Here is a 12,255-nt window from a genome sequence, read left to right on the forward strand (position 1 = left end):
CTCGGAGATCGTGTCAGGTCCAGGGCAGCGCCGCAGCCGTGCATGTGTGCCGCCGTCGCGGCTGCGCAGTGCTCGGGCCAGAATCGTTGCTGCACAGGCAATAGCGTTTTTGTCGGTGATCAGGTGTGGCCGCGCCCCGTCGTTGTTCCCAAGCCGTCGATAGGCCTTGGCGCCGGATACCGCTAGCGACGCGGTCGAACACGGGCAGGAATCGGACCACCGGCAATCATCGTGAAGTGCAATGCAAGTGGAAATTCGTCGTCGAGAGAGCGGATTTCGAACCCGCGGATGAGCGTCGCCAAGGCGAGGGTCACTTCGAGCATGGCGAAATGGTCGCCAATGCACGAGCGCGGTCCGCCGCCAAATGGCACATATTGCCAACGGTTGAGCGCCTTGAAGTTCTCAGGGCTGAACCGGTCGGGATCGAATCGAAGCGGGTCCTCCCAGAGTTGGGGGTCGCGTTGTACGGCCATCCTCCCGACAACGAGCATGGTGCCCTTCGGCACCCGGAAGCCGCCCACCTCCACGTCCCGGCACGCCATACGTGTGCCCGTGGGCGCCGGGGGGCACAGGCGAAGCGATTCCCGGATGACCTGGACCGTATAGCCCAGCCGTGGCATGTCGTCGGACGTCAGTGGCCGATCCGGCAGGGCCGCGACTTCTGCCGCGACGCGGTCCTGGCAGTCGGCGTGGTGTCCCAGAGCCCACAGAGCGTACGTCAACGCCGTGGTTGTGGTGTCGTGGCCGGCGAACATAAACATGACCAGTTCGTCGCAAATCTCTTCATCAGTCAACCGTTTTCCGGTCTCTGGATCCTCGGCGGCGATGAGCGCGTGGACCAGTGGTGCGACTCGTGTCGGATCGGCGCGGCAGTCGCGCAAAATCTCCCGCGTCAGGGCATGAAGTTTGGTGCTTGCCGCTCGCGCGCGCTGACGCGCGGGAGTGGGCAACCAGCGAGGGGCGCGTAGCGGGCTCGTCGCGCGCCTGACCGCGTAGGCCAACGCCACCCGCAGCGGCTCAACAACCTCGTCGGCGCGTTGTTCCAGGTCGAGCCCGAGCACCGACCGACCCAGCGCGCGCAGCGTGATCGTGCGGCACTCGGCGTCCAAATCGATCACGGCATCCTCGCGCCACCCCTGGCTCACGGACTGTGCTGCCTGCTCCATGTGACCGCCGAACTCGTTCACACGCTGCTTGGTGAACACCGGCTGCAGGGTGCGCCGACGTGACTTCCACGGCTCGAAGGGAAGATCAGTAAGGCTGGCGCCGATGATATGGCGCACCTGCTCGAAGACCGGGGTCGTCTTGTCCACGGAATCATCTTTGGTGCTGAGGATGTCGCGAATAGCCTCCGGAGATGTTGCCAACACAATCGGCGGCATCAGCCATCGCGGACCTAACCTGAAAAACGACACTCGCCCGCCGGCATCACGCAGCCGTTCGGTACCCGTGCTGAATTCCCGCACCGCCGCAAGACGCTGCCGATAGGGCATGGGATTCACCGGCGGCAGCGGTAAAGATTTGAGTCCGTCACTCGCAAGGGTCTGAACCACGCCTACCTCCCGCGGACAACGTTTCCTATCTCGATCAAAGGACCGCGCAGGCAAAGCTTACCGATCCCGGGTGACCGGGCAAGTCCTTGAACATCTTTTCGGAAGATCGAAAGGCCACGTGTGGCCGGTGGAGAACACGGGTCGAGTTCATAATCATGTATGACAGTGCGGCTCGAAATCGATGACGCGGACTCCATGAGAGGTTGAGGGTGAAGAGAATTCGGCCGATGTGGCGGGTACCCGGCGTCGTTTTGCGCGAGCGCTTCCACCCCGCCGGGCGCGAGCGCATTCCCGAGCCAATGGTGGTGGACGATCCGGAATCCGTTGCCCAGTTCCACACCGGCGGCGCGTCCAACCCAGGGATAGTCGCGATATACGACTTCTGCGCTCGTGCGCTCGATGCGCTCCTTCCGCCGGGCGGCGCGCTGTTGGATCTCGGCGTCGGCTCGGGCCGTGCGCTCAGCGCCGTCCTGCGCCGACGTCCCGATGTTCGGGCGACCGCCGTCGATCTAGCGCCCAACATGCTGACCACGGCGCGGGAGCTGTTCGACGCTGAAGGTCTAGGCGAACGTGTCGAACTGTTGCGCGAGGACATCACCGCGCTGCCAGGACGGATTTCAGCGGCTCCGTGGGACGCGATCTCCTGCATGTGGACGCTGCATCAGCTACCGGATTTCGACTCCTTGCGCGGCGCACTCGGACAGATCGCTGCTATCCAACGCGACAGTGGGTCCGCGGTTTGGATCTCCGATTTCCAGCGCCTGCGGGACCCGACAGCCGCCCCCAACATGCTCGCGATCGCAGATCCCGACTCGCCGGCTGTCTTGCGAAAAGACGCAATTGCAAGCGAGGCGGCGGCGTTCACCATCGCCGAGCTCTCGAAAGAGCTTGCCGCGGCTGGACTGCAAGGAATGCACAGCGGTCATTCGACACCGTTGCCCTATCTGCAGGCGTACTGGATGTTCGGTGCGCGCGGCAAACCGAACGCTCTGACCGGCACGCATGATGCCCGGTTACGCGGTCCGGCCCGCCGCGAGGCGGCCTTGTTGCGCTGGGGATTCACCGCAAAACCGTTCTGAGTCGGCTACCGCCGGGAACGGACTCGGCTCAGACTGCGGCGACTCGGTCGCGACGCAGGTGGTGCGGTGGTCAACCGCAAGACCAGCACGATCGATTCCTCGGGACCGGTCGCGGTAAGGCGGACGAAATCGCTTTGCAATTGCCTCAATTCGTCGGCAAAGTCGGCGGATAACTCGTGGAGATCGTCAGCGTTTCGAGCATGCAAGAAGACCGGCGACAGCGGCCGGACGGCGAGGCCCTCGCGCTGCGCGAGGATCCATACCGCCTCGACGGCCGATCCACCGCGGGCGTAGTCGGTAAGACGCTCCCCGGTCACGGTGATCACCGCCAGTGCCGAGCTGTCGAGGACCTGGTCGCGCATGCCGTCGCCCAGCGCGCTGCCGGCGTTCCAGTCCGCAAGGCAAGCCATCACGTCGGGCCGCCGGACGACATCAAATAGTGCCAAGTCGCTGTCGTCGAGTTCGAGGCTGAGCACCTCGATACCGACGTCGGGATCGGGGTCACCGGGCCAGCGCAGTTCCGAAAACATCTCTTTGTGCAGCTGCGGTGTCAAGTACCGGATTCGGTCGGCTGCGCCGAAAATCGTTGCGGCCAGCGAAAGGTCGTCTCGCTCGGTGAGCAGGTGCAGACGCGCGCCCTCCCGCTCTGCCGCGGTCGAGAGCAACTTGATCGTCTGGTCGTCGAGTGGTTGACGCGTTCCGCGATGGCGGTTGGTCTCGCGTGCGAGCATCGGTTCGTAGAGGTCGGCGAGGGCGGGGTCGTTACCGTTTCCGAAGTCGATCCCGGCTTGTAGCGGAGAGCCGGCTACGTCTTCGGAGACGCTCACCGGCCCGAGCACCCCGCGGGCGGCGGCGGCGATCCTGACGTTGTACAGGGCTGCGCCCAATGCGACAGCGCTGCCGCGGAACCCTACGTCCATGGTTGAAGTATGTTCCGGCGCAACGCTGATGGTTAGTTTGGTCGGGTCTGCGTCGATGCGCCATGGCTGGCTGTTCCCGCCCGAGGGGGCGCGCAGCGCGGCAGCGACAATAGGATCGCTGACCATCGAAGGGGCTGCGTCGCCGCCATGCCCGCCGTCGGGCTCAGGGCGATGGTGGGCCGGCTCGACTTCGTCGAGTTGATCGAGTTCCCAGCCCATGTCGATGCGGCACCGACCCGATCTCAGTTCTTCGCCCAGCCCGATTCTGCGCACGGCTTCGGCTAAAGCCGAAGCGCCGACGACGACGTCGGATGCCAGCTGAGGCCAGGTCGAGAGCGATCGGTCGATCTCGATAAGTGATGCGGCAGTGCGGGGCGATACCCGATCGGCTTCGTCGTAACGGAGCATGTAAGGAATTTTTTCCCGGATGCTCATGCCCGGCAGCAGCTCGATGTCGAGGTCGCCAAGCAGCCCGTGCAGGATCGGACGGTCAGGGTCTTGATCGAAGCGTTCAACGTCGACCCTGCCGCGATCGCTGGTTGCCATCAGCACGGGGAGACGCCGGTCGCGCGCTGCCATGCGCAGGCCAACCTTGATGTCGAGCGAATCGCATTCCTCGACAACGATGTCGAGTCCATCCAGGAACGCGTCGAGGTTGTCCGCGGTGAGTCCCGCGTCGAACACGTCTACCGCGAGGTAGGGATCAAGCTCGGCGATCCGGCGTGCCGCCACATGCGCCTTGTTCAACCCAAGATCGAAGACGGTGGCCGGCACCCGATTCAGATTTGACAGTTCCAAATGATCGAAATCTGCCAGCCGAATCCTGCCACATAGTCCCTGTAGCGCCAGGGTGTGAGCGATGACATGGCCGACGCTCAGGCCGGCGACGCCGATGGTCAGCGAATTGAGCCGGGCCTGTTCTCGAATGGTGATGTTGTTTCTGTTGCGATCAAGTCGTAGCGTCCGAAACCCCTTCGGGCCCAGCACCGCGACGACGGTCCGCCGCCAGGGGTAGTAAGCCCACTGGCTCCGTTCGCCGAGGAGCTCCGAATCAGGTGCCGGCCGAAGGCTGCGCAGATTGGCCAGTTGTGCATCGAGCCGGTCGAGAACCTCGACGAGGGGATCGGCTCGTAGCCGCTCCAACGTCAGTGCGTCGTCGGGCTCGTCGGGGTCGAGAACTTGCGCGCTGTGCGCGGTTACCTCGGGCTCGTCCATGGTGTTTCGTGTATAGCACCCGACCGGCAACACGGGCGCCTAACCGCCGCGCTTGGCCGCTCACCGAGCGATGGCGTCGCTGCCCGGGGTCTCCGCTTCCTCGGCGAATTGGCCCCGCCGTATCAGGCTGGTGACGGCGGCATCCCAGCGTCGCAGCTGCGGCTCGGTGAAGAACGGCTCGCCGAGGTAGAGCTCGATGTACGGCTGCAGAATGATGGCGCCGATCCGCAGGATGAGCGGGTTGAGCACCCCCCAGTCGGGATCGAGGTCGGATCGAAGGTTGCCGTGTTGCCCGAATTGGCTGCCCTGCCCTGCGCTGATCGCCGCCAACCCGGTGAAGATCACCGACCCCAGTGCGCCGCCCTCGGCGAGCGTGCGCCCCAGGTACGTCATGACGTCGGGACGTCGGACCATCAGTGCGATCAGGCGGTTGCCGGCTTCCTCGAGGGCGTCGGACTCCGGCTCGAGCGGCGCTGTGGGCTCCAATGCCTCACCCACCACCTGGAGCACGTACTGGTCGACGGCAGCGGTTAACGCGGCCTTGGTGTGGAAGTGGTGCTGCACCAGCCCAATCGAAACCTCCGCGGTCTCGGCGACCGCACGCAGCGGTGTGGCAGCAATGCCGCGAACGGCAAAACAGCTCAGCGCGGCGTCACGAATCCGCTCCTTGGCCGACGGTTCGGGCGCAGGCGGCGGGTCGTAGGGAAACAACCGGGGAGGTTCCACGGCCGGACAATACACCGGCACAGCGTCACGATATGGCGGTATCGGATTACCATATCTTCGTATCGTCACGGCTATGCGCGCCGCGGGAACGGTCGACGGGCGACACCGTATTTGGGGGACCACCGAGCCATGGGTGATATCACTTATCCGGTCGCCGACGGCCACCTGCCCGGCTATCTCGCCGTCCCCGAGGGCCCGGGGCCATGGCCCGGTGTGGTGGTCGTTCAGGACCTACTCGGCATGACCGCGAACTTGCGGCAGATCTCGGACCGCTTGGCCCGCAGCGGCTATCTGGCGCTGGCTCCGGTGCTCTACGGCCGCGGTCCAAAGATCAGGTGCCTGCTGAGCACCATCCGCGCCCATGTGACCGGCCGGGGCCCCGCCCACGACGACCTGGTTGCCGCCCGCGATCACCTCGTCGCCGACGAGCGGTGCTCCGGCAAGGTCGGGCTCGTCGGGTTTTGCATCGGCGCGGGGTTCGTTATGCAGCTGGCCCCCCGCGGCGAGTTCGACGCGGCAGCGCCGAACTACGGGCTGCTGCCCGGCGACGTCGAAGCGCTGCGCGAGTCGTGCCCGGTGGTCGCGAGCTTCGGCGCGAACGACCCCATCGTGCGGCGGGGCACCGCGGCAAGGCTTGAGGCCGTATTGGCGGAGGGTGACGTACCGCGTGACATCAAGGAATATCCCGATGTCGGCCACAGCTTCATCAACGACCACTGTGTTCCCGCGCCAATCCGCATAATTGCGGGCCTGGCCGGGATGGCTTATTCCGAATCCGAATCGGAGGACGCGTGGCGGCGGATCGTCACGTTCTTCAACGAACACCTGCAGTAGTGGAACGTTGAGCCGGAACCACTATCCGGGTCGGCAACGGCGGGGGCGGGGAAGCGGGGGGCAGGCCCGTGCGTGGGGTCTCCGGGGTGCCCAGCCGGCCGGCCAGCCACGGCAGCGCGGCGGCGAAGGCCCGGCCGGCGAACGGCCAGTCGTGCCTGCCCGGCTGGGGCACGACTGCGCAATCTATGCCGTTGGCGCGGCCGAGTGCGCACAGCGAGTAGGCGGCCGCGGTCTGGTTACCCGGGTTGGCAGCGGCGAGACGCATTGCGCCGGAATCGGTTACGGCCACGTCCTCGCGCGGCGCCGGCGGGCCGTCCGACGAGATCGCGAACCAGCCGGCCAGGTCTCGGTAGCTGCCGTGCCGGGTGATCACAGTGGTCGGGTCGAAAGCGGCCCAGGCTGCGGCATTTCCGCCGAACAGCCGGGCGATGGTCTGGGATCTGTTGCCGGCGTTCGGAAAGAAATCACCCGCGATGTCGACGAACGCGCTGAACATCTCGGGGTGCATCACGGCCAGATCAACGGCGCACGTCCCGCCCATCGACCAGCCGGCGATGCCCCAGTTGGACCGGTCGCCGCTCACGCCGAACTTCGAAACCATATAGGGGACAACGTCTTTGGTCAAATGATCGGCGGCGTTGCCGCGCACGCCGTTCACGCATTCGGTGTCGTTGTTGAAGGCCCCTCCGGCGTCGACGAACACCAACACCGGCGCCTTGCCGTCATGAGCGGCCGCGAAGTCGTCGGTCGTCCTGACCGCGCTGCCCGCCCGCGTCCAATCCGCGGGGGTGTTGAACTGTCCGCCGATCATCATCACCGTCGGCAGGGCCGGCGGTGGGCTGCTGGTAAACCACTCGGGCGGCAGGTAGACGAGTTCCCCGCGGTGCTTGAAATGCGATGCGTCCGAAGGGATCACCACCGGCACCACGCTGCCGTGCGGAGGGCGGGTCCGGTTGGCGGCCAGCGCGCTGAGGGTGGCCGGGTCCGTTTGATCGGGCAGGGGACCGGAGGTGAGTTGGCTCCATGCCGCCTGCACGGTCGGAAAGTAGCCGACCCACGCGTTGAGCACCAGCGCCGCGCAGAGCACGCACGACGGCACGGCAAGCAGCGTCACGCCGCGCCGCCACGGCGGCGCGCTGCGCCAGCCCACCACCAGCACTGCCGCGGCCACGCCGGCCAACGCGACCCACACCCACAGTGCCGAGGGTGCCGGCTCGTCGGACAGGCCGCGGTCGACGACGTACCAGTGCGTCAGGTAGGCCGTGGCGCCCCCGGCGACGCCGGCCAGTGGCAGCCACACCGCCCGCCATCGTCGCGACCGCCAGCCCACGGCCAGCGCCAGCACGACGGCGGTGCCGATCTGGATCGTCGCGGGTATCCACCCGTGCATCAGGGAGGTGAAATTACCGGCCAGCTGCGCCGTGGCGAGGGGCGTCGGGGCGGTCACGTGCATCAGTGTGAGCCATCGTTAACACTCCCGGAACATTTTGACCGCATGTTCCCTGTGTGTCCGCTGGCAGTGGCAGGCGGGCTAATGCGGCTTGGCCAGCGGAAACGGCAGGGTTTCGCGGATGCTGCGGCCGGTTATGAGCATGACGAGCCGATCGATGCCCATACCGAGTCCGCCGGTGGGTGGCATCGCGTACTCCATGGCTTGCAGGAAGTCCTCGTCGAGCTCCATCGCTTCGGGATCCCCGCCGGCGGCCAACAGCGACTGCTCCTGCAGGCGGCGGCGCTGCTCCACCGGGTCGGTCAGCTCGCTGTAGGCGGTCCCCAGCTCGACGCCCCACGCCACCAGGTCCCACCGCTCGGCAACACCGCGCTGACTGCGGTGCGGCCGGGTCAGCGGCGACACGGAGGTGGGGAAGTCGATGTAGAACGTCGGTTGCTCCGTCTTGTCCTCCACCAGGTGCTCGTAGAGCTCCAGCACCACCGCGCCGGAATCCCAATGCGCCCGATACGGAATGTGCACGGCGTCGGACATCCTGCGCAGGGCGGCCAGTGAGGTGTCGGGATCGATGTGCTCGCCCAGCGCCTCCGATACCGCGTCGTACACGGTCTTCACCGCCCACGTGCCGGAGATGTCGACCGGTTCGAGGCGCCCGTCGCTCCCCGCCCGGGGACGCAGCACGGTCTGCTCGCCGTTGGCGGCCTGCGCGGCGTTCTGGATGAGCTCCCGGCAGCCGTCGATCCACACCTTGTAATCCGCGTGCGCCTGGTAGGCCTCCAGCAGCGTGAACTCGGGGTTGTGGCTGAAGTCGACGCCCTCGTTGCGGAACGCCCGGCCCAGCTCGAACACCCGCTCCACGCCACCGACGCACAGCCGCTTCAGATACAGCTCCGGCGCGATGCGCAGGAACAGGTCCATGTCGTAGGTGTTGATGTGGGTGACGAACGGCCGGGCGGTGGCCCCGCCGTGGATCTGCTGCAGGATCGGCGTCTCGACCTCGATGAACCCCTTGGCGAACAGGGTTTCCCGAACCGAGCGCAACACCTCGCTGCGGGCCCGAATCAGCTCGCGCGACTCCGGGTTGACCGCCAGGTCGACGTAGCGGGTCCGCACCCGCGCCTCGGGATCGGTCAGCCCCTTCCACTTATTCGGCAATGGGCGCAGGCACTTACCGATCATGCGCCAGTCGCGCACGATCAACGAGCGGGTCCCCTTTTTGGAAAAGCCCATGTGTCCGGACATCTCAACCAGATCACCGAGATCGATGGCCGCGGTGAAATCGGCGGTATGGCCGCGTCCGAGATGCGAATTGTCCAGCAGCACTTGCATTTCGCCCGACCAGTCGCGCACCTGGGCGAACAGCACGCCGCCGTAGTCGCGGATCCGCAGGATGCGGCCGGCCACCGACACGTCCTCCTGATCGTCGGCGTCCAACGCGGCGGCGATCGAGTGGCTGGGCGGGCACCCCACCGGGTAGGCGTCAACCCCGTTGCGCTGCAATATCTTCAGCTTGGCCAGGCGCACCCGTACCTGCTCGGGCAGGCGCAACCTCGACTCCTCGGCCTCGGCCGCCTTGACCCCGCGTTGCAGGTCGCTCACGTCGGGCGTCGACCCGTCGTGGTGCAGCAGCCCGGACTCCGCCAGCCTGGCCGGTACCGCGGGATGGTGCCCGGTGTGCACCTTCTCCCGCCGGCTGAACGGCAGGACGAGGAAACCCTCCGCGATCACCGAGGCAACGCCTACCCGCGGAATCAGCCGGGCGTCTTCGTAACACGCGTACCGGGGAACCCACTCGGGCTGGTACTTCATGTTCGAGCGGTACAGCGTCTCGAGCTGCCACCATCGCGAAAAGAACAACAGGAACCCGCGCCACAACCGGGCGATGGGCCCGGCGCCGAGCTGTGCGCCCTGTTCGAACGCCGAGCGGAACATCGCGAAGTTCAGTGAAATGCGAATGATGCCAAGGGCTTCGGCGTTCAGCGCGAGTTCGCTGACCATGAGCTCGATGGTGCCATTGGGGGATTGCGGGGAACGCCGCATGAGGTCTAGGGAGACGCCGGTGCTTCCCCAGGGGACCAGCGACAGCATCGCGACCACCCGACCCTCGCGATCGATGGCTTCCACCAGCAGGCAGTCGCCGTCGGCCGGGTCGCCGAGCCGGCCCAGCGCCATCGAAAAGCCGCGCTCGGTTTGGGTGTCGCGCCACGCGTCGGCGCGCGAGATCGTTTCGGCCATCTCGTCGGCGGAGATGTCGCGATGTCGCCGGATGCGTACCGTCAGCCCCGCCCTGCGCGCCCGGGTCACCGCCTGGCGCACCCCGCGCATGTCGGGGCCGGACAGCTTGTAGTCGGACGTCCGCAGGATCGCCTCGTCGCCCAGCTCGAGGGCGTTGAGCCCGGCCTCCCGGAATGCCTGGGCCCCTTGCGAACTGGCGCCCATCACACCCGGCGCCCAGCCGTAGGTCTGGCATAACCCCAACCACGCGTCGATCGCCTGCGGCCACGCCCTCGGGTCACCGATCGGGTCGCCGCTGGCCAGACAGACCCCGATCTCGACCCGGTAGGTAATGGCCGCGCGGCCGCTCGGGGCGAACACCACCGACTTGTCGCGGCGGGTGGCGAAATATCCGAGGGAGTCCTGTTTGCCGTAGAGCTCGAGCAGCCCGCGGATCGCGGACTCGTCCTCGCCCGTCAGCGCGTTGTCGGCACGCTGGGACTGGAACAGCACGATCGTCGCCGCGATCAACGCGAGCGCTCCGAACAACCCGAAGATCGCGTTGAGCAGGACGTGCGGCCGGCCGGTGAACGCGTCGGGATCGACGATGGAGAACCCCACCACCCGGTTGACGACGTACCAAAAGCGCGAATCGGGCGCCAGGGTGCCCGGCCACATCTCGACCAGGCCCCAGGACGCCAGGATTCCGATTACGAGCCCGGTGACCAGGACCGCGGCCGCCTTGAACAGCGCGGCCTTGCGCACCTTGGCCCAGAACTGCCGATAGGACAGGACCAGCAGGACGATCGCGACGATGTGCACGGCGAAGCCGAGGTTCTCCCCGAACGACTCGGCCGCCGTGTTGTCGCCCGCGGCGATGTCGGCCGCGTTCAAAGCGGCGGCCAGGACCATGTTGCCGAGCAGCAACACCCAGGCGATGCGTTTGCGCGCCGTCAGGGCGGCGGCCAGCAGGGCCAGCACGAACGACCACGCGATGCTGGTGTCGGGGAAGTTGAACAGGTAGTCGTTGATGAACTCGCGCGGGACCTTGATCAGCCACCGGATCAGCGGCGACACGCTCGCGATCAGTGACACCGTGGCGATGACGCCGACGGTCCAGCCCGCCGCCGCCGGTACCCAGCGATACCGGGAGTTCGGCTGGCTGCCCGAACGCGGGCCGAAGCGGGACGTAGCGAGTGTCACAGACCGCGAGGATATGCCGTCAAGCCGTGAAAATCCTGGCGAAGCGCCAGGGGAGCCGGGCAGCAATTGGTCGGGATACGACGCGCGCCGGACGGCCGTCCGGCCGCAGACGTGCAGGAAGACGCGTCATGGCTGCTAAACTATCGACTGCGACCATCCCGGTGAACGCCGGGGACAGTTAAGTGGAGTCCCACTCCCACCGTTGGCCACGAGTTTTCTCAAGGTTCAGCGGTCCGGTCACAGGCATCGTGAATGCCTGTTCCGCGTGCAGCGCGGGCGGCTGGAGCAGTTCCAGCGGCGATCGGTCGGCATTGGGCCCTGCTTGTGCAGGGCCTTTTTGCTGATGGTGTGGTTTTCCACCGCTGCGGCCGCCACAAGGAGAAAAAGCCCAACAAGGGAGGCCCCATCAGCACTGAGACCCGCGTCAACGAGCGCATCCGCGTACCTGAAGTTCGATTGATCGGACCCGGGGGAGAACAGGTAGGCATAGTGCGCATCGAGGACGCACTGCGCGTCGCCGCGGACGCCGATCTCGACCTCGTCGAAGTTGCCCCGAACGCCAGACCTCCGGTCTGCAAGATCATGGATTACGGCAAGTTCAAATACGAGGCGGCGCAAAAGGCGCGCGAATCCCGCCGGAACCAGCAGCAGACCGTCGTCAAAGAGCAAAAGCTGCGACCGAAAATCGACGATCACGATTACGAGACCAAGAAGGGCCACGTAATCCGCTTCCTGGAGGCGGGATCGAAGGTCAAGGTCACCATCATGTTTCGCGGACGTGAGCAGTCGCGGCCCGAGCTGGGCTACCGATTGCTGCAGCGCCTGGGCGCGGACGTCGCCGACTACGGATTCGTCGAAACGTCCGCCAAGCAGGACGGCCGCAACATGACGATGGTGCTGGCACCGCACCGCGGCGCCAAGACCCGCGCGCGGGCGCGCCACCCAGAGGCACCGGGGGGAGGCGCGGCACCGGACACCGATGCGGGAGCCGACGCCACCCCGTCGCCCAACTGACCTGACAGCGAGAAGCACGAAGTACTGGAAAGTACTGGAAAGTACTG

At 66.4% G+C, this 12,255-nt stretch carries 8 protein-coding genes; 3 read left to right on the forward strand and 5 right to left on the reverse strand.

The window, feature by feature from the left end:
* Positions 1 to 182 precede the first annotated feature (182 nt).
* A complete protein-coding gene (locus AWB92_RS27055) occupies positions 183 to 1,553 on the reverse strand; it encodes a cytochrome P450 (protein WP_085191158.1) in 1,371 nt (456 codons plus the stop codon).
* A 227-nt stretch (positions 1,554 to 1,780) separates the two neighbouring features.
* On the opposite strand from AWB92_RS27055, the gene AWB92_RS27060 reads away from it, so the two are divergent.
* A complete protein-coding gene (locus AWB92_RS27060; protein ID WP_241523604.1) occupies positions 1,781 to 2,632 on the forward strand; it encodes a class I SAM-dependent methyltransferase in 852 nt (283 codons plus the stop codon).
* Positions 2,633 to 2,637: 5 nt separating this feature from the next.
* Here the strand turns inward: AWB92_RS27060 and AWB92_RS27065 are convergent, their stop codons facing one another.
* Positions 2,638 to 4,767: an Rv1355c family protein gene (locus AWB92_RS27065; protein WP_085191160.1), complete on the reverse strand. Its 2,130-nt coding sequence runs from the start codon at positions 4,765 to 4,767 to the stop codon at positions 2,638 to 2,640.
* Positions 4,768 to 4,827: 60 nt separating this feature from the next.
* Positions 4,828 to 5,493 carry a TetR/AcrR family transcriptional regulator gene (locus AWB92_RS27070; RefSeq protein WP_085191162.1) on the reverse strand — a complete coding sequence of 222 codons (666 nt, stop codon included), beginning with the start codon at positions 5,491 to 5,493 and terminating at the stop codon, positions 4,828 to 4,830.
* A 129-nt stretch (positions 5,494 to 5,622) separates the two neighbouring features.
* On the opposite strand from AWB92_RS27070, the gene AWB92_RS27075 reads away from it, so the two are divergent.
* Complete coding sequence (locus tag AWB92_RS27075; protein ID WP_085191164.1) at positions 5,623 to 6,327, forward strand: dienelactone hydrolase family protein; 705 nt, start codon at positions 5,623 to 5,625, stop codon at positions 6,325 to 6,327.
* Here AWB92_RS27075 and AWB92_RS27080 read toward each other — a convergent pair.
* Positions 6,308 to 7,780, reverse strand: coding sequence for an alpha/beta hydrolase-fold protein (locus AWB92_RS27080; RefSeq protein WP_193791433.1), 1,473 nt, complete (start codon positions 7,778 to 7,780; stop codon positions 6,308 to 6,310). The genes AWB92_RS27075 and AWB92_RS27080 overlap by 20 nt on opposite strands.
* A 78-nt stretch (positions 7,781 to 7,858) precedes the next feature.
* Positions 7,859 to 11,209 (reverse strand): bifunctional lysylphosphatidylglycerol synthetase/lysine--tRNA ligase LysX, encoded by a 3,351-nt coding sequence (gene lysX, locus AWB92_RS27085; RefSeq protein ID WP_277622342.1) that lies wholly within the window; start codon positions 11,207 to 11,209, stop codon positions 7,859 to 7,861.
* Between the two features lie 390 nt (positions 11,210 to 11,599).
* Here lysX and infC point away from each other — a divergent pair, with 390 nt between their 5' ends.
* Positions 11,600 to 12,208 (forward strand): translation initiation factor IF-3, encoded by a 609-nt coding sequence (gene infC / locus AWB92_RS27090; protein WP_081665070.1) that lies wholly within the window; start codon positions 11,600 to 11,602, stop codon positions 12,206 to 12,208.
* Positions 12,209 to 12,255: the final 47 nt, after the last annotated feature.

Source organism: Mycobacterium sp. IEC1808, assembly GCF_002101935.1.
Classification (GTDB): Bacteria; Actinomycetota; Actinomycetes; order Mycobacteriales; family Mycobacteriaceae; genus Mycobacterium.

Excerpts from the sequence above, each read along its gene's own strand:
- AWB92_RS27060 (WP_241523604.1), top strand. The coding sequence starts at position 1,781 with ATGTGGCGGGTACCCGGCGTCGTTTTGCGCGAGCGCTTCCACCCCGCC.
- AWB92_RS27080 (WP_193791433.1), bottom strand. The coding sequence starts at position 7,780 with ATGCACGTGACCGCCCCGACGCCCCTCGCCACGGCGCAGCTGGCCGGT.
- AWB92_RS27065 (WP_085191160.1), bottom strand. The coding sequence starts at position 4,767 with ATGGACGAGCCCGAGGTAACCGCGCACAGCGCGCAAGTTCTCGACCCC.
- AWB92_RS27075 (WP_085191164.1), top strand. The coding sequence starts at position 5,623 with ATGGGTGATATCACTTATCCGGTCGCCGACGGCCACCTGCCCGGCTAT.